General features: G+C 70.4%; 16 protein-coding genes. 12 read left to right on the plus strand and 4 right to left on the minus strand.

Annotated elements, in window-relative coordinates:
* On the minus strand, window positions 1–1290 hold a 1290-nt coding region (locus E1166_RS10300), incomplete at its 3' end, for a serine/threonine-protein kinase (protein ID WP_243710286.1).
* 91 nt (window positions 1291–1381) lie between these two features.
* Here E1166_RS10300 and E1166_RS10305 point away from each other — a divergent pair.
* The 8 genes from E1166_RS10305 (at window position 1382) to E1166_RS10340 (ending at window position 9607) form a co-directional block, all read left to right on the plus strand.
* Entirely contained in the window at window positions 1382–1594 is a 213-nt protein-coding gene (locus E1166_RS10305) for an acyl-CoA carboxylase subunit epsilon (RefSeq protein ID WP_132264092.1), read from the plus strand.
* 111 nt (window positions 1595–1705) lie between these two features.
* Window positions 1706–2161: a hypothetical protein gene (locus E1166_RS10310; RefSeq protein WP_132337909.1), complete on the plus strand. Its 456-nt coding sequence runs from the start codon at window positions 1706–1708 to the stop codon at window positions 2159–2161.
* A complete protein-coding gene (locus E1166_RS10315; protein WP_132337911.1) occupies window positions 2158–3519 on the plus strand; it encodes a hypothetical protein in 1362 nt (453 codons plus the stop codon). The genes E1166_RS10310 and E1166_RS10315 overlap by 4 nt, the downstream gene beginning before the upstream one ends.
* 44 nt (window positions 3520–3563) lie before the next feature.
* The gene (locus E1166_RS10320) at window positions 3564–4682 is read left to right on the plus strand and encodes a S8 family serine peptidase (RefSeq protein WP_132337963.1); all 1119 of its coding nucleotides are present in this window, start codon (window positions 3564–3566) and stop codon (window positions 4680–4682) included.
* Window positions 4683–4692: 10 nt separating this feature from the next.
* Window positions 4693–5349, plus strand: a complete 657-nt coding sequence (locus E1166_RS10325; protein ID WP_132337913.1) for a Maf family protein — start codon at window positions 4693–4695, stop codon at window positions 5347–5349.
* Window positions 5350–5359: 10 nt separating this feature from the next.
* Window positions 5360–6013, plus strand: coding sequence for an O-methyltransferase (locus E1166_RS10330; protein ID WP_132337915.1), 654 nt, complete (start codon window positions 5360–5362; stop codon window positions 6011–6013).
* Between the two features lie 276 nt (window positions 6014–6289).
* Complete coding sequence (locus tag E1166_RS10335; protein WP_132337917.1) at window positions 6290–8041, plus strand: biotin carboxylase N-terminal domain-containing protein; 1752 nt, start codon at window positions 6290–6292, stop codon at window positions 8039–8041.
* A gap of 126 nt (window positions 8042–8167) precedes the next feature.
* Window positions 8168–9607, plus strand: a complete 1440-nt coding sequence (locus E1166_RS10340) for a GuaB1 family IMP dehydrogenase-related protein (RefSeq protein WP_132337919.1) — start codon at window positions 8168–8170, stop codon at window positions 9605–9607.
* Window positions 9608–9620: 13 nt separating this feature from the next.
* On the opposite strand, the gene E1166_RS10345 is transcribed toward E1166_RS10340, so the two are convergent.
* A complete protein-coding gene (locus tag E1166_RS10345) occupies window positions 9621–10175 on the minus strand; it encodes a TetR/AcrR family transcriptional regulator (protein ID WP_132264078.1) in 555 nt (184 codons plus the stop codon).
* An 81-nt stretch (window positions 10176–10256) separates the two neighbouring features.
* Between E1166_RS10345 and E1166_RS10350 the strand changes: the two genes are divergently transcribed.
* Genes E1166_RS10350 through E1166_RS10365 form a run of 4 tightly spaced genes read left to right on the plus strand, consistent with a single transcriptional unit; the run spans window position 10257 to window position 15009 of the window.
* Window positions 10257–10703, plus strand: coding sequence for a DoxX family protein (locus E1166_RS10350; RefSeq protein WP_132337921.1), 447 nt, complete (start codon window positions 10257–10259; stop codon window positions 10701–10703).
* A gap of 30 nt (window positions 10704–10733) precedes the next feature.
* Complete coding sequence (locus E1166_RS10355; RefSeq protein ID WP_132264094.1) at window positions 10734–11255, plus strand: MarR family transcriptional regulator; 522 nt, start codon at window positions 10734–10736, stop codon at window positions 11253–11255.
* Window positions 11249–12982: an ABC transporter ATP-binding protein gene (locus E1166_RS10360; protein WP_132337923.1), complete on the plus strand. Its 1734-nt coding sequence runs from the start codon at window positions 11249–11251 to the stop codon at window positions 12980–12982. The genes E1166_RS10355 and E1166_RS10360 overlap by 7 nt, the downstream gene beginning before the upstream one ends.
* Window positions 12979–15009 (plus strand): ABC transporter ATP-binding protein, encoded by a 2031-nt coding sequence (locus E1166_RS10365; RefSeq protein ID WP_132337925.1) that lies wholly within the window; start codon window positions 12979–12981, stop codon window positions 15007–15009. The genes E1166_RS10360 and E1166_RS10365 overlap by 4 nt, the downstream gene beginning before the upstream one ends.
* Window positions 15010–15096: 87 nt before the next feature.
* Here E1166_RS10365 and thrS read toward each other — a convergent pair whose 3' ends face one another.
* Together thrS and E1166_RS10375 are read right to left on the minus strand one after the other, a co-directional pair.
* Complete coding sequence (thrS, locus tag E1166_RS10370) at window positions 15097–16314, minus strand: threonine--tRNA ligase (protein ID WP_132337927.1); 1218 nt, start codon at window positions 16312–16314, stop codon at window positions 15097–15099.
* 213 nt (window positions 16315–16527) lie between these two features.
* Window positions 16528–16806, minus strand: coding sequence for an excalibur calcium-binding domain-containing protein (locus E1166_RS10375; protein WP_132337929.1), 279 nt, complete (start codon window positions 16804–16806; stop codon window positions 16528–16530).
* Window positions 16807–17140 lie beyond the last annotated feature (334 nt).

The raw sequence follows: 17140 nt of genomic DNA on the forward strand, positions 1-17140 counted from the left end.
CTCGTTGGCCGGGGTGGGCGGGTCGACCTTCGCGGTCGGCGCGGCGTCCACTGGCGCGGCGTCCACTGTGGCCGGCACCGTGGCGGTCCGATCGTCCGATCCGGGCGATCCGGGGCCGGTGCCGCCCTGGTCCGAGCCGGTGGCGGTCGTACCGGCCGCGGGGGCCGTGCCTGAATTGGCGTCGGAGCTGCCGGGGTCGGTGCCGGTGGTGGTCGCGGCCGATCCGGTGCCGGTCGCGCTCGCCTCGGCAGCGACCGTGCCCTGCTCCGGGCTGGTCTTCTCGGTGGTCGCCCTGCCGGTGGCGGCAGCTGCGGCGGCTGCGGCCTTCGCGGTACGCGGGGCGGGTGGCTTCGGCGTCGGCTCGGACGTTCCGCCGGGTCGCGGCGACGGCACCAGCGGCGGACGCGGCTCGCGCGGACCGTTCGGCCCCGGCCGGCGTACGCCGTCGAGCAGCGAGATGGTCTTGGCGCGTTTGCCGCCGGCCCGGCGCAGCAGGCGCTCGGCCACCTCGGCGGTGATCCGATCCTTCGGGTCCTTGCGGAGCAGCCCTTGGAGGACAGGCTTGAGCGGACCGGCGTTCCTCGGCGGCGGCAGCGGCTCGGTGGCCAGCGCGGCCAGCGTGGCGATCGCCGACGGCCGGGCGTACGGCGACTTGCCCTCGACCGCCGCGTAGAGCGTCGCGCCCAACGACCACAGGTCGGCCTCCGGGCCGGCGGTGCCGTCCCGGGCCCGTTCCGGCGCGATGTACGCCGGCGAACCGAGCACCATGCCGGTGCGGGTGACGTTCGGGTCGCCGGGAATCGTCGCCAGACCGAAGTCGGTCAGCACCACCCGGCCGTCGGTGCCGAGCAGCACGTTGCCCGGCTTGACGTCCCGGTGCATGACGCCGGCCTTGTGCGCCGCCTTCAGCGCGCCCAGCACACCAAGACCGATCTCCACCGCGCGGGCCGCCGGGACCGGCCCGTCCTCGGCGAGAGTGTCCTGGAGGGACTTCGACGCGACGTACTCCATGACGATCCACGGGTCACCGTCGGTGCGCAGCACGTCGAAGATGCGGACCACGTTGATGTGGTTCAGCCGGGCGATGGCCCGGGCCTCCCGCAGCGACCGCTCCCGCATCTCGCGACGCTCGTCGTCGGTGAGACTCGGCGGCGGGACGAGTTCCTTGATCGCCACGTCCCGGTGCAGCACCTCGTCCCGTGCCTTCCACACCCGGCCCATGCCACCCTGACCGAGCGGCGAGATGAGCCGGTACCGGTCAGCGACGAGTGGGGAAGGTGCGTCAGACATCGCTGAGACGGTACCCGGCGGCGACAACACGCACACCGTCGGCACGCCACTGTGCGGCGTAGGTCAACTTCGCGACGCGTACGCTGACCGCATGTCTGCCGAAGAGCCGCTGTTCCGGGTCGTCCGGGGGACCCCGACCGCCGAAGAACTGGCCGCGCTGGTGGGTGTGGTGGTCGCCCGCTCCCGGCCGACCGTCGGCTCCGTACCGGTGACCGCCTCCGCCTGGGCTCGCAGCGCCCGCCCGGCCTCCGCCCACCCCGTCGCCGGTCCCGGCGGGTGGCGCGCTTCCGGCCTGCCCCGCTGACCTTCCGGGTACGCGAGCCGGACGATCCCTCCCCTGTGGGGGGCTGCCGAGAGCGCGGACAACGATTAACCTCACTCAGGGGAACCGCGTCGTGACGGAAAGGGAGGATCGATGATCCCTGAGGAGGACCGCCCAGCTCCCTGGCTGCGCGGCTACGGTGGCATCGCGGCCGACATCCGCCAGATGCGCGAGTTCGCCGACCGGCTCCAGGCCGAGGTCGAACGCAACTACGCCCCACACCTGTCCTACATCGCAGACGACATGACCACCGCGATTCCCGATCCGTGCGACGCGTTCATCGAGCTGGTGCAGTTCCTGCAGGCGCATCACGAGACCCAGCAGGCCACCGCCGAGGTGGTGTGGGGTCTCGGCGGGGCCACCGGCCACCTCGCCTCGGCCGCCGGCGACATCGCCAACCGGTACGAGGGCACCGACGCCTTCGCCGCCGCTCGGGTCGGCGACGTGCAGGCGGCCCTCGCCCGCCCGTACGCCGCCGGGCCGGCCTCCCGCCTCCGGCTGGTCGATCCGAACAGTCCGGGTAACGACGGGCCGGTGGTGCTGCCATGATCGAAAGGGGCGGCGGCCGGACGTCCGGCCTCACCGACTGGCAGTTCATGGACGTGCTCAGCATGTGGGCGTGCCTTCAGGACCACGACACCCAGGGGCACTGGAAGCAGGTGACCGGCTGGCGCAAGATCTGCGACCTCGCGCAGGCCCACCTGCGCCGGTTGCAGGAATACCGCCGCGGCCTGGCCGAGGCTTGGCCGCCCGAGACCAACGCCGCCGCCCGGGCGTACCTGGGCGAACTGGACCAACTCATCGACAAGGTCCAACGCACCCATGACACCGCCCTCGCCAACCACGACGCGCTGGCCGCGGCCACCCGCGCCATCGACAGCGCCCGGCCCGAACTGAAAAACCTCCACGAGCAGTACGCGACGAAGCTTGCGCAGAAACGCTCGTACGAGGCGATGATCGCCGATCCGAAGGCGGTCGCCGGCAACCGTACGACCAAGCCGCCCGTGACGGACGGGGATCTGGAGCAGCTCAACGGGCAGGCACGGGGGATCATGGTGGGGTTGAGCGGAGAACTCCAACAAGCCCAGTTCATGCTCCAAAAACCACCCCCACCAAGACTCAATCCGCGACTTGAGGAAAGCAGCAGAGATCCCTATCTTTCCTCCGGCGCTCCGGTCATTCCACCCGTAATTCCGGTGGCGTTAACGACAACTCCGGCGACACCGCACCGAGCCACGCCACAGACAGTCACATCCAAGGTCCCACCTGCCGTAAGGCCAGTCACGGGGGGCGGTCCAGTCTTGGGCGGCATCATCGCCAGCCCTCCACCTTTGCCCACACAATCACCACCAAGCATCACCTTCCCCACGCCTCCAGCACATATCGGACCTACCCTCGGCGTCCCTCTAGTGAATGCACCCCGCAACGAAACCGAAGGATCTCCAGTTCGAAAATATCCGCAACGCGGGACCGGATCCGGGGACGGCATGAGTAAGCAAACGAATTCGGGTTTCCCAAAATCAAATCTACCCGGGCTGATCGGTGGTTCACCGGGAATGGGGATTGGACCAACAGGGGGCAACACTGCCCCACGCAAGGTTAATCCCATCGGAGGCCTCATCGGAGGAGGGGGCGCAGGAACCTCGCCGACGGGCGGCGCGGGATCCCGTCCGGGCAACGGCCGGGGAGGAAACATGGGCTTTCCTCCCCTCGGCGGATCGCCTGGCATAATCAATACGCCAAGCGGAAGTAGCGTACAGTCGGGCCGCAAGAGCAGCCCCGACGAACCGTCACGTTGGGATCCCGACCATCCATGGGAAACCGACCAAGGGGTCAGCCCCATTGTCCGGCCTCCCGAAGATGAGGGGCCAATAGATCCTGGCCCAGCCATTGGCTTTAACCGGTGAAGCAGCATGGAAAGCAGTTCATCCGCTCGACTTTGGCAACACTCCTGACAATCTATACTGCACTGGCCGCCGATCCATTGACATCATCACTTGCCATCCCCTCATCGGATTCCTCGAATCGAATCCGGAAGGACCAGTGGCACTTGCAGTTCCTTCGGATAACTGAAGCCCACAAAGTGAGTTATGGCGAAGGGGTGGTGGTGGCCGTTCCCGATACTGGCGTCGCGCCACACCCCGACCTAACAGCAAATTTATTGCCAGGAATTGACATAATCCCTGGCGGCAGCGGGGATGGTCGCCAAGACACGAACAGCCATGGCACATGCATGGCAGGGATTGTCGCAGCCCATGGCCGCAACAACGAGGTCGGTGCACTTGGAATTGCCCCTCGATCAAAAATCCTGCCCATATATGACACACCCAGGGACGGTCTCGGAAGCCCCGCCGACTTAGCCCGCAGCATCGAATATTCGGTTCGCAAAGGTGCTGGAGTAATCAGCATCTCAGCAGCCAGTTCAGCTACGGTCGAAATGCAGCACGCCATCAAGTCAGCGGTCGCCGCGAATGTGACAGTTGTCGCAGCAGCAGGAAACTTGCCACGCGAAAGCGGGGTGACCTATCCTGCCTCCGAAGACGCAGTTATCGCCGTAGGAGGCATAGATCGCGAGGGTAATCGTGCGTCAATCTCTGTGACCGGCCCGGAGATCGACGTTGTAGCTCCGGCGGTTGACATTTACTGCACCGGACTGAACGGCCGATATCGGGTTAGCACTGGCACCTCGGATGCCACTGCGATCGTTGCGGGAGCCGCGGCGCTGATCCGCTCCAAGTATCCCCACCTGCCCGCCGCTGAAGTCGCCCACCGGCTCACCGCGACAGCCGTTGACAAGGGGCCACCGGGGCGGGACGACGAGTACGGTCACGGCGTCCTCGATATCGTGGCGGCGCTCACCGCAGACGTCCCTCCGCTGGGTTTCGAGTCGTCGGCGGTCACCCCGCCAGCCACGAGCTCCCCTGCCGCCCGCGCCCCGGACGCTGGCGGCGACAGCACCACCGCTCGTGGGCTCGTCACTCTCGGCGTACTCGTGGCGGCTGGCGGCGGTTACTGGGTCTGGCGTCGACGTCGACATGCCGACGACCCGCCTCCCCGGATCAGCCGGTAGCGTCGGCGTCGTGCCGAACTCCTTGACGTTGCGCCTGGTTCTGGCGTCCCAGAGTCCTGCCCGCCGCAAGCTTCTCCAGGCCGCCGGTATCGAACCGGAGGTGCTGGTCAGCGGCGTTGACGAGTCCCAGGTGGTCAGTGACCGGGCGGAGGGTTTGTGCCTGGAACTGGCCCGGTTGAAGGCGCAGGCGGTGCTGGGTCGGCTGCGTACCACTCCTGAGGAGCGCACGCTGGTGCTCGGCTGCGACTCCGTGTTGGAGTTCGACGGGGAGATTCTGGGCAAGCCGACGGATGCGGCCGATGCGACGGGCCGGTGGCGGCGGATGCGGGGGCGCAGCGGGGTGCTGCACACCGGGCACTGCCTGATCGACCTCACCCAAGGGTCTCGGGCGGAGGCGGTCGCGTCGACGGTGGTGCACTTCGCGGACATCACCGACGACGAGATCGCCGCGTACGTGGCGACGGGTGAGCCGCTGGCGGTGGCGGGCGCGTTCACCATCGACGGGCTGGGCGGGGCTTTCCTGACCGGGATCGAGGGAGACCCGGGTACGGTGGTGGGGTTGTCCCTGCCGTTGCTGCGTCGCCTGCTCACCGAGTTGCAGCTCGGCATCACGGACCTGTGGACGAAGGTCGCGCCGGGCGGCCAGGAAATCGAAGGTCTCGGCTAGCGTCGGGGGCATGACCACCAAGCCGCTGCCGCTGACCCCGGAACTGCACGCCTACCTCGTCGCACACGGCTCCGCGCCGGACGAGGTCGTCCGCGATCTGGCCGAGGAGACGCTGGCCGCCCTGCCCGGCGACGCGGTCATGCAGGTGGCACCGGAGCAAGCCTCGTTCCTCACGTTTCTCACCCGGGCCCTCGGCGTACGACAGGCGGTGGAGGTGGGCACCTTCACCGGCCTGTCGTCGCTGGCGATCGCCCGCGGCCTGCCCGACGACGGTCGGTTGACCTGCTTCGACATCTCTGAGGAGTACACCGGCGTCGCCCGGCGGTACTGGGAGCGGGCGGGCGTCGCCGGCCGCATCGAGCTGCGTATCGGCCCGGCCGGGAAAAGGCTGCGGGAGTTGCCCCTGCAGCGACACCTGGATCTCGCATTCATCGATGCCGACAAGATTGGCTACCCGATCTACTGGGACGAGTTGGTGCCACGGATGCGTCCGGGCGCAGTGATCGTGGTGGACAACACGCTGCGGGGCGGCCGGGTGTTGGCCCCACGCGACGCCGCCGACCGGGCGATCGCCGCCTTCAATGACCAGGTGCTGGCCGACGTACGCGTCGAGACGGTGATGCTTCCGATCGCCGACGGCGTCACCCTGGCCCGGGTTCTCTGATCCACTCCGCTTGCGCCATCTGGCGGCTTCCCACGGCGCGAAGACCGCCGGATGGCGCACGTCGAGTCGATCAACCGCCGGCACTCCCCGATCCGGCGCACGTTGGGTGGACCAGCCACCCCGCGCCGCTACCTGGCGCGGACGGAGTCGATCAACGCCCGGAGCGCTCCGACCGGGCGCGATCCGAGTGCGGCATCCCACACTGATCGATCGTTAGGGGCGTCCAGCGTGGCCGATACACTCCCGGTCAACGACCTCCCGGGAGGAGCCCCCAAGGTGCGCAAGGTACTCATCGCCAACCGCGGCGAGATCGCCGTCCGCGTCATCCGCGCCTGCCGCGACGCCGGCCTGGGCAGCGTCGCCGTCTACGCGGACTCCGACCGGGACGCCCTGCACGCCACCCTCGCCGACGAGGCGTACGCCCTGGGCGGCGACACCGCCGCGGACAGCTACCTGCGGATCGACAAGCTCATCGACATCGCCGGCAGGTCGGGCGCGGACGCGGTCCACCCCGGTTACGGCTTCCTCTCGGAGAACGCCGATTTCGCCCAGGCGGTGATCGACGCGGGGCTGACCTGGATCGGGCCCACCCCGCAGGCCATCCGCGACCTGGGTGACAAGGTGACCGCCCGGCACATCGCGCAGCGTGCCGGTGCACCCCTGGTCCCCGGCACCCCGGATCCGGTGGGCGGCGCCGACGAGGTGGTGGCCTTCGCCGTCGAGCACGGTCTGCCGGTCGCCATCAAAGCCGCCTTCGGTGGTGGCGGGCGCGGTCTCAAGGTGGCTCGCACGATGGAGGAGATTCCGCACCTGTTCGACTCGGCCACCCGGGAGGCGGTCGCCGCGTTCGGTCGGGGCGAGTGCTTCGTCGAGCGGTACCTCGACAAGCCCCGTCACGTCGAAGCACAGGTTCTGGCCGACCAGCACGGCAACGTGGTCGTGGTCGGCACCCGGGACTGCTCGTTGCAGCGCCGCCACCAGAAGCTGGTCGAGGAGGCTCCCGCGCCGTTCCTCACCGCCGCGCAGCGTGCGCAGATCCACAACAGCGCCAAGGCCATCTGCCGGGAGGCCGGCTACCACGGCGCCGGCACGGTGGAGTACCTGGTCGGCGCCGACGGCACCATCTCCTTCCTTGAGGTGAACACCCGGCTCCAGGTGGAGCACCCGGTGACCGAGGAGACCGCCGGTATCGACCTGGTCCGCGAGCAGTTCCGGATCGCCGACGGGGAGAAGCTGCGCTTCACCGAGGATCCGACACCGCGCGGGCACGCCATCGAGTTCCGGATCAACGGCGAGGACCCGGGCCGCAACTTCCTGCCCGCCCCGGGCACCATCACCGCGCTGCGGCTGCCGACCGGGCCGGGCGTACGGGTCGACACCGGCGTCTCGGCCGGCGACGTGATCGGCGGCAACTTCGACTCGCTGCTGGCCAAGGTGATCATCACCGGTGAGACGCGGACCGAGGCGATCGAGCGGGCCCGCCGCGCGCTGGACGAGATGGTCGTCGAGGGCATGGCCACCGCGCTGCCGTTCCACCGCCTGGTGGTCCGGGACGCCGCGTTCACCGCCGAGCCGTTCAGCGTGCACACCCGGTGGATCGAGACCGAGTTCGACAACACCGTGCCGGCCTTCACCGCGCCCACCGGCGCCACCGGGGCGCCGGCCGAGCGCGAGACCGTCGTGGTCGAGGTGGGCGGCAAGCGGCTGGAGGTGACCCTCCCCGCCGGCCTCGGTGCGGGTACGACCTCCGCCGCGCCCGCCGGCCGCCGGCCGGCCCGCCGGGGCGGTGGCGCCAAGGCCGGCGTCGCGGTCAGCGGCGACGCCCTCACCTCTCCGATGCAGGGCACCATCGTGAAGATCGCCGTGGGCGACGGGGACAGCGTCGCCGAGGGTGATCTGGTGGTGGTGCTGGAGGCGATGAAGATGGAGCAACCGCTGTACGCCCACAAGGCCGGCACGGTCAGCGCCCTCGCCGCCGAGGTCGGCGCGGTGATCACGGCAGGCGCGGCGATCTGCACCATCGCGTAAACCGGCCGCCCTGGCTGGCTGGCGAAAGGTCAGCACGGAGCGTCCGCGTGTCACGATCACCGGCTGTGCGGGTGTTTTCCGCAACCACCGTCAGCAGCCGCGCCGACGGCCAGGAATGATGGCGGAGTGAGGTTCCTTCATGGCGCGGCTCCCGCGCACGACCTGACCTACAACGACGTCTTCATGGCGCCGGCCCGTTCCGAGGTGGGCTCGCGGCTCGACGTCGACCTGGCCACCAGCGACGGTACGGGCACCACGATTCCCCTGGTGGTGTCGAACATGACCGCCGTCTCCGGCCGGCGGATGGCCGAGACCGTCGCCCGACGCGGCGCGATCGCGGTGATCCCGCAGGACATCCCGATCGAGGTGGTGGCCAACGTCGTCGCCTGGGTGAAGCAGCGGCATCTGGTCCACGACACCCCGATCACGCTCGGTCCCACCGACACCGTCGGCGATGCGATCCACCTGCTGCCGAAGCGGTCCCACGGCGCGGTGATCGTGGTGGACGAGGCGGGCCGGCCGGTCGGGGTGGTCACCGAGGCGGACACCGTCGGGGTGGACCGCTTCGCCCAGTTGCGGCACGTGATGTCGACCGAACTGCACACCGTGTCGGCGGACGCGGACCCGCGTACCGGCTTCGACCGGCTCTCGGCGGGCCGGCGGCGGCTGGCCCCGGTGGTGGACGCCGACGGCCGCCTGGTCGGCGTGCTGACCCGGCAGGGTGCGCTGCGCGCCACCCTCTACCGGCCGGCGGTGGACGACCGGGGTCGGCTACGGATCGCCGCTGCGGTGGGCATCAACGGCGACGTCACCGGCAAGGCCGAGGCGCTGCTGGCGGCCGGGGTGGACACGCTGGTGGTGGACACCGCGCACGGGCACCAGGAACGCATGGTCTCCGCGCTGCGGGCGGTCCGCAAGCTCGACCCGGCCGTCCCGGTGGCCGCCGGCAACGTGGTCACCGCCGAGGGCGTACGCGATCTGGTGGAGGCGGGTGCGGACATCGTCAAGGTGGGTGTCGGGCCGGGTGCGATGTGCACCACCCGGATGATGACCGGGGTGGGCCGGCCGCAGTTCTCCGCGGTGCTGGACTGCGCGGCGGCGGCCCGAACGCTGGGCCGGCACGTCTGGGCCGACGGCGGCGTACGGCACCCGCGAGACGTGGCGCTGGCGCTGGCGGCCGGCGCGTCGAACGTGATGATCGGTTCCTGGTTCGCCGGCACCTACGAGTCCCCCGGCGACCTCTACACCGAACCGGACGGGCGGCGCTACAAGGAGAGCTTCGGCATGGCCTCGGCGCGGGCGGTGAGCGCGCGTACCGCCGAGGACAGCGCGTTCGACCGGGCCCGGAAGGCGATCTTCGAGGAGGGCATCTCCTCGGCGCGGATGTACCTGGACCCGGCCCGACCGGGGGTGGAGGACCTGATCGACGAAATCATTTCCGGGGTACGCAGCGCGTTCACCTACGCGGGTGCCCGCAGTCTCGAGGAGTTCCACGAGCGGGCCCTGGTCGGGGTGCAGAGCACCGCCGGCTACACCGAGGGGATGCCGCTGCCCACCAGTTGGTGAGGTGCGACGCCGGTCAGTCGAAGAGCCGGGCGATGACCTCGCGGGCGCTCGCCTGCGGGTCGTCGCCGACATCGGGGGGGAGTGCCCCGGCCAGCCAGAGGGTGGCGAAGCCGTGCACGATCGACCAGGCGGCGAGGGTGTTGCGGCGCGCGTCATCGGTACCGTCCGACACCGTCGCCACATGGGAGCGCAGCAGGTCACCGGAGCGCTCCCGGGCGGTACACACCTCGGGGGCGTCGGCGCGGTAGAGGTCAGGCCGGAACATCACCTCGAAGTGGGCGCGGTGCCGGACGGCGAAACCCACGTACGCGACCCCGGCCTCGAGTAGGTCGCCGCCGGCCGCCTGCAGCGCCTCGGTGAGCAGGTCGAAGCCCTCCGTCGCGAGCGCGGTGAGCAGCCCCGCCTTGTCGCGGAAGTGGTGCGCCGGGGCGGCGTGCGAGACACCGGCGCGGCGGGCCAGCTCACGCAGGCTCAGCGCCGCCGGGCCGGCCTCCTCGATCGCCTCGACCGCTGCGGCGAGCAGCACGCGACGCAGGTCGCCATGGTGGTACGGCCGATTGCTCGTCATTCCGCAATCCTAACTTGTCATTGACAAGACCCCTCCCGAAGGCCAATCTTGGCAGTGGCAAAATCGAGGGAGGGACTTTCCGTGGCTCCACTGATCGCCCTGCTGGTCGGCACCACGCTGGCCCGGCTGGCTGGCCTGGCCGGGGTCGACGCGCTGGACGGCTGGCAGCCCGCCCTGCGGGTCGGCCTGGCCGCGATGTTCGTCCTGACCGGCATTGCCCATTTCACCGCCCCCCGGCGAGCGGACCTGATCGCCATGGTCCCGCCGCGCCTACCCCGCCCCGAACTGCTGGTCACCGCGACCGGCGTACTGGAGTTGGCCGGCGCGGCCGGCCTGCTGATCCCCGCCACCGCCCGCTGGGCGGCCGCCGGCCTGACCCTGTTGCTGCTGGCGATGTTCCCGGCGAACGTCTCGGCGGCCCGCCGCCGGCTGACGCTGGCCGGACGGCCGGTCACCCCGCTCGGCCCACGCACCGCACTGCAGGTCCTCTTCATCGCCGCCGGCCTCGGAATTTTGTTTGGCCCCTGAATATCTTGGATCTAACATGTCGTGGTGCAGATGGAACGACTGGTCCGGTGGCCGGACGCGCTACGGGAGGTGTCGACGGCCCGGCTCGTCTCGGTCGCCGGCCACCTCGTCGACCAGCAGTTGGGGCGCTACCTGACGGAGCGGCACGGGCTGAGCCTCGCCGGCGTCCGGGTGCTGTTCGTCCTGGCCCGGACAGAGCCGGCGACCCACCGCGAGGTGGCCGAGCTGTGCTTCGTCCGGCCCGCGACCCTGACCGGCATCGTGGACACCCTGGAGCGCGACGGCTTCGTCAGCCGTCGGCGAGGTGCCGCCGATCGACGGTCGGTGCAGCTCATGCTGACCGACAAGGGCCGGGAGCACGTGCGACAACTCACCGACCTGATGCACCGGGACGATCCGCTCACCTCCGTCGACGCCGACCCGGCGAAGAAGGCCGTGATCCGGACGTTCCTGACCGAGTTGATCACGAAGATGTCCGACGGGGAGGACAGCATTTTGCATTCACGCATCCAGGATCCGGGCGAGACCGCACCGGGAGGCAGCCGGTGCTGACCCGACTGCTGCGCGACTTCCTGCGGCCGTACCACCGGCCGCTGCTGGCGGTGGTGCTGTTCCAGTTCGTCGGCACGATGGCCTCGCTCTACCTGCCGAGCCTCAACGCCGACATCATCGACCTCGGCGTGGCCCGGGGCGACACCGACTACATCCTGCGCACCGGCGGCTGGATGCTGCTGGTCAGCCTGGTACAGATCGTCTGCTCGGTGGCGGCCGTCTACTTCGGCGCGCGCACCGCGATGGCCTTCGGGCGGGACGTCCGGGCCGAGGTCTTCGGACAGGTCAACCGCTTCTCCGCCCGCGAGGTGGCCCGCTTCGGCGCACCCTCGCTGATCACCCGCAACACCAACGACGTGCAGCAGGTGCAGATGCTCGTGCTGATGAGCTGCACCATGCTGGTCGCCGCGCCGATCATGAGCGTCGGCGGCGTGGTGATGGCGCTTCGGGAGGACGTGGGACTCTCCTGGCTGCTGCTGGTCAGCGTGCCGGTGCTGGCGATCGCGCTCGGGCTGGTCATCCGGCGGATGGTGCCGGGCTTCCGGCTGATGCAGACCCGGATCGACACGGTCAACCGGGTGCTGCGCGAGCAGATCACCGGAATCCGGGTGGTCCGCGCGTTCGTCCGAGAGCCGTACGAGACGGACCGCTTCGCGGTGGCCAACACCGACCTGACGGCGACGGCCCTGCGGGTCGGCCGGCTCCAGGCACTGATCTTCCCGATCGTGATGCTGATCCTCAACGTCTCCAGCGTCGCGGTCCTGTGGTTCGGCGCGGCCCGGGTGGACGCCGGCCAGATCCAGGTCGGCGCGCTGACCGCGTTCCTGCAGTACCTGATGCAGATCCTGATGGCCGTCATGATGGCGACCTTCATGCTGATGATGGTGCCGCGCGCCGCGGTCTGCGCCGAACGGATCGTCGAGGTGCTGGACACCGACTCCTCGGTGGTGCCACCGGCCAGGCCGGTGACCCGGGTCGAGCGCCGGGGTGAGCTGGAGCTGCGGGACGTCTCCTTCCAGTACCCGGGGGCCAGCGCGCCGGTGCTGCGCGGCATCTCGTTCCGCGCCGCGCCCGGGCGGACCACCGCGATCATCGGCGCCACCGGCGCCGGCAAGACCACCCTGCTCAGCCTGGTCCCCCGCCTGGTCGACCCGACGGCCGGCGCGGTGCTGGTGGACGGGGTGGACGTCCGTGAGCTGGCGCCCGACGAGCTGTGGCGGCGGATCGGGCTGGTGCCGCAGCGGCCGTACCTGTTCACCGGCACGGTCGCCAGCAACCTGCGGTACGGCAACCCGGACGCCACCGACCAGGAGCTGTGGGCGGCGCTGGAGATCGCCCAGGCCCGCGACTTCGTCGCGCAGATGCCCGGCGGCCTGGCCGCCCCGATCGCGCAGGGCGGCACGAACGTCTCCGGTGGGCAGCGGCAGCGGCTCGCCATCGCCCGCGCACTGGTCCGCAGGCCGGAGATCTACCTGTTCGACGACTCGTTCTCGGCGCTCGACCTCGGCACCGACGCCCGGCTGCGGGCGGCACTGCGGCCGGTCACCGCGGACGCGGCGGTGGTGATCGTGGCCCAGCGGGTCTCCACGATCGTCGACGCCGACCAGATCATCGTGCTGGAGGACGGGGGCGTCGTCGGAATGGGACGACACGAGGAACTGCTGGACACCTGCCCGACGTACGCCGAGATCGTGGCGTCCCAGCAGACGGCGGAGGTGACGGCATGAGCGCCGTACCGCAGCAGAAGCCGACCGCCCCGGCGCAGACGCCGAAGCGGCTGCCGCCGGGCCGGGGAAGCGGCGGACCGCCGTGGATGGGCGCCGGCATGCCGGTGGAGAAATCGCTGAACTTCGGGCCGTCCACCCGCCGGCTGCTGGGCCGGCTGCGACCGCACCGGCTGCACCTGGCGGCGATCGTCGGCCTGGCGGTGGCCAGCGTCGCCGCCACCGTGACCGGCCCGAAGATCCTCGGCCACGCCACCGACATCATCTTCGCCGGGGTGATCGGGCGGCAACTGCCCTCCGGGAGCACGATCGAACAGGCGGTGGCGGGAGCCCGGGCCGCGGGCAACGAGAACTTCGCCGACATGCTGGCCCGGATGGACGTGGTGCCCGGCGTGGGCATCGACTTCACCGCGTTGGGCCGTACGCTGGCCCTCGCCGTCGTGCTCTACCTGGGCGCGAGCCTGCTGATGTGGTGGCAGGGCTGGCTGCTCAACGGCGTCGTGCAGGCCACCGTGCTGCGGCTGCGCGCCGAGGTGGAGGAGAAGCTGCACCGGCTGCCGCTGCCCTACTTCGACCGGCAGCCCCGCGGCGAGCTGCTCAGCAGGGTCACCAACGACATCGACAACATCTCGCAGACCCTCTCGCAGACCCTGAGCCAACTGCTCACCTCGCTGCTCACCGTGGTCGGTGTCCTGGCGATGATGTTCTGGATCTCGCCGCTGCTGGCCCTGGTCGCCCTGGTGGCGGTGCCGTTGTCGGTGGTGGTGACCGCCCAGATCGCCAAGCGCTCCCAACGCAGGTTCATCGCCCAGTGGACCCACACCGGCGAGCTGAACGGCCATGTCGAGGAGGCGTTCACCGGCCACGAGCTGGTGAAGGTCTTCGGGCGGCAACGCGAGGTGGAGGCGACCTTCCACGCCAAGAACGAGGAGCTGTTCCGGGCCAGCTTCGGCGCGCAGTTCATCTCCGGGATCATCATGCCGGCGATGTTCTTCATCGGGAACCTCAGCTACGTGGCGATCGCCGTGGTCGGCGGGCTGCGGGTGGCGTCCGGTTCGATGAGCCTCGGCGACGTGCAGGCGTTCATCCAGTACTCCCGGCAGTTCACCCAGCCGCTCACCCAGGTCGCGTCGATGGCCAACCTGCTCCAGTCCGGCATCGCGTCGGCCGAGCGGGTGTTCGCGGTGCTCGACGCCGAGGAGCAGAGCCGCGATCCGGAGCCGCCGGCCCGGGTCACCGAACCACGTGGCCGGGTCGAGTTCACCCACGTCTCCTTCCGGTACGACCCGGACAAGCCGCTCATCGAGGACCTGTCGTTGGTCGCCGAGCCCGGCCACACCGTGGCGATCGTCGGTCCCACCGGCGCCGGCAAGACCACCCTGGTCAACCTGATCCTGCGCTTCTACGAGCTGGACGCCGGACGGATCACCCTCGACGGGGTGGACGTCACCACGCTGCGCCGGGACGACCTGCGCGGCCGGATTGGCATGGTGCTGCAGGACACCTGGCTGTTCGGCGGCACCATCCGGGACAACATCGCCTACGGGCGGCCCGACGCGACGGAGGAGGAGATCCTCGCCGCCGCCCGGGCCACCTTCGTGGACCGGTTCGTCCGAAGCCTGCCCGACGGGTACGACACCGTGATCGACGAGGAGGGCAGCAACGTCAGCGCCGGCGAGAAGCAGCTCATCACCATCGCCCGGGCGTTCCTGGCCGAGCCGTCGCTGCTCATCCTCGACGAGGCGACCAGTTCGGTGGACACCCGCACCGAGGTGCTGCTCCAGCGGGCGATGGCGGCGCTGCGCTCGGAGCGGACCAGCTTCGTCATCGCGCACCGGCTCTCCACGATCCGCGACGCCGACCTGATCCTGATGATGGAGAACGGCCGAATCGTGGAGCAGGGCACCCACGAGCAGTTGCTCGCCGCCAAGGGCGCCTACCACCGGCTCTACCGCTCGCAGTTCACCGGCGCGCTGGTGGACGAGGAGGAGACCGGGGCGACATCGGAGCCGGCGACGCTACCGGGCTGAGCCGGCGCTGAGGAGCCGGGGTCCCGACCCCGGCTCCTCGGCCCCGATTCCGCGCAGGCCGCCGGTCCACGAGTCCGGGCCGGCTGCTCAGCCCGCTGCAAGCAGGTTGGGCGACCGCGCGGCGACCACCGCGCCGATCAGCCCGAGCGCGTCCGGCACCGGCATCGGGTCCAGCCCGCGGCCGTCACGGAGCCGCAGCGCGACCGCGTCGGCGGCGGCCTCCCGGGCGCCGATCACCCCGACGTACGGCATCTTGCGCCGGGCCGCGTCGCGGATCCGGGCACCCAGTGAGCCGGCGTGGTCGACCTCGACCCGCAGCCCGGCGTCGAGCGCCCGGCGGGCCACCCGCTCCGCCGCCTCGGCCTGGGCCCCGTCGACCGGCAGCACCACCAGCTGCACCGGGGCGTACCAGGGCGGGAAGGCGCCCTGGTGCACCTCGATCAGGTACGCGAACAGCCGTTCCATGCTGCCCACCAGACTGCGGTGCACCATCACCGGCCGCCGTCGAACCCCGTCCGAGTCGGTGTACGACAGGTCGAAGCGCTCCGGTTTGTCGAAGTCAAGCTGCACGGTGGAGATGGTCGACTCCCGCCCGGCGGCATCGACGATCTGGATGTCGATCTTCGGGCCGTAGAAGGCGGCCTCCCCCGGGGCCTCGGTGAAGTCCACCCCGTCGAGCGCGGCGCGCAGCAACGCCTCGGCCCGCGCCCACTCGGCGTCGTCCCCGACGTACTTCTCCCCCGGGCCGCGCAGCGACAGCCGGAACCCGGCCGGGCGGACGCCGAGCGCGGCGTGCGCCGCGCCGATCAGCCGCAGGATCTCCCGCACCTCCTCGCCCACCTGCTCCGGAGCGCAGAAGTTGTGCGCGTCGTTCAGCGAGATGGCGCGGACCCGGGACAGCCCGCCGAGCACCCCGGAGCGTTCCGCCCGGTACATGCCGCCCAGTTCGGCGACGCGCAGCGGCAGCTCCCGGTAGGAACGGCCCCGGGCCCGCCACACCAGGGCGTGGTGCGGGCAGAGCGCCGGACGCAGCACGAACTCGTCGTCGCCGGAGAGCCGCATCGGCGGGAACATGTCGTCGGCGAAGTAGCCGAGGTGCCCGGAGCGGACGAACAGCTCCCGTTTGCCCAGTGGCGGCGAGTACACGTGCTGGTAGCCGGCCCGGCGCTCCAGGTCACGGACGTACTCCTCGACGGCGTGCCGGGCGGCGGCACCGGCCGGCAGCCAGATCGGCAAGCCGGCCCCGGCGAGCGGGTCGGAGACGAACAGGTCCAGCTCGCGGCCGAGCCTGCGGTGGTCGATCATGTCGCGCTCCTTGATCGGGTACGCCCCGCCAGCGACCGACCTGGGAACGCCACGAGGCCCCGGGCGGATCGCCCGGGGCCTCGTCGACGAAAACGTCAGTGCGGCACGCCGGGATCTCCCGGCGTCGTGGTCACCACCGCACTGCACATGCCCCCACCGTACGACCGAGACCTTCCCGGAGGCGACCGGGTTTCCGCCCCTCCCGACCGAGCCTCAGCGCTTCTCGCAGGAGATCTTGTCTTTGTCCCGGTCAAGGTGCGTGTTCTTGTCGTAGACCGCGTTGGACACGGTGAAGTTCGTGACCGGTTTCGTGTTACCACGAACCTTGTCCTTCGCGCCCTTCCGCCCTACTCCGTGCTTGTACTTCTTGTTCAGCTCAGTGCAGTTCTTGAACTTCTGCGGCGCCGCCTCGGCGGGGCCGACGACCATGACCGTGCTGCCGCCAAGAACCAGGGTGAGCGCGAGCACGCCTCTTACCAGTTTGGAAACCATGCCAGAGCCTCCGGATGTATTTGTGCCGTTGAGGCGGTGGCTCCACCCTTGTTCATGATCCACATCGATCCGGGTCTTGCCTCGCGCCCAGGCAGCCACAACAAGACGGGGTGGGCCGCCGGCACGGGACCTGCCGGCGGCCCACGGCGGCCCGGTCATCGGGAACGGGGGGCCCGACGTGCGTGGGCCGCGCGGCGACAACGGTACGCCGACCGGCACCCATCCGCCCTCCCCCGCAGGTGGGCGCGAGTCCGTGCCACTGGCCGGCGCCGGTTCGAGGAGCATCTGATCGCACTGGAGGAAGCGGAACATTTCTCCGGAGCCGGTCCGGGAC

Origin of the sequence: Micromonospora sp. KC213 (assembly GCF_004348325.1) — a bacterium.
Classification (GTDB): Bacteria; Actinomycetota; Actinomycetes; order Mycobacteriales; family Micromonosporaceae; genus Micromonospora.

What these genes read in the sequence shown, in the direction of transcription:
- E1166_RS10305 (WP_132264092.1), top strand. Translation starts at nt 1,382, where the DNA reads ATGTCTGCCGAAGAGCCGCTGTTCCGGGTCGTCCGGGGGACCCCGACC.
- E1166_RS10310 (WP_132337909.1), top strand. Translation starts at nt 1,706, where the DNA reads ATGATCCCTGAGGAGGACCGCCCAGCTCCCTGGCTGCGCGGCTACGGT.
- E1166_RS10315 (WP_132337911.1), top strand. Translation starts at nt 2,158, where the DNA reads ATGATCGAAAGGGGCGGCGGCCGGACGTCCGGCCTCACCGACTGGCAG.
- E1166_RS10330 (WP_132337915.1), top strand. Translation starts at nt 5,360, where the DNA reads ATGACCACCAAGCCGCTGCCGCTGACCCCGGAACTGCACGCCTACCTC.
- E1166_RS10345 (WP_132264078.1), bottom strand. Translation starts at nt 10,175, where the DNA reads ATGACGAGCAATCGGCCGTACCACCATGGCGACCTGCGTCGCGTGCTG.
- E1166_RS10355 (WP_132264094.1), top strand. Translation starts at nt 10,734, where the DNA reads ATGGAACGACTGGTCCGGTGGCCGGACGCGCTACGGGAGGTGTCGACG.
- E1166_RS10365 (WP_132337925.1), top strand. Translation starts at nt 12,979, where the DNA reads ATGAGCGCCGTACCGCAGCAGAAGCCGACCGCCCCGGCGCAGACGCCG.
- thrS (WP_132337927.1), bottom strand. Translation starts at nt 16,314, where the DNA reads ATGATCGACCACCGCAGGCTCGGCCGCGAGCTGGACCTGTTCGTCTCC.
- E1166_RS10375 (WP_132337929.1), bottom strand. Translation starts at nt 16,806, where the DNA reads ATGGTTTCCAAACTGGTAAGAGGCGTGCTCGCGCTCACCCTGGTTCTT.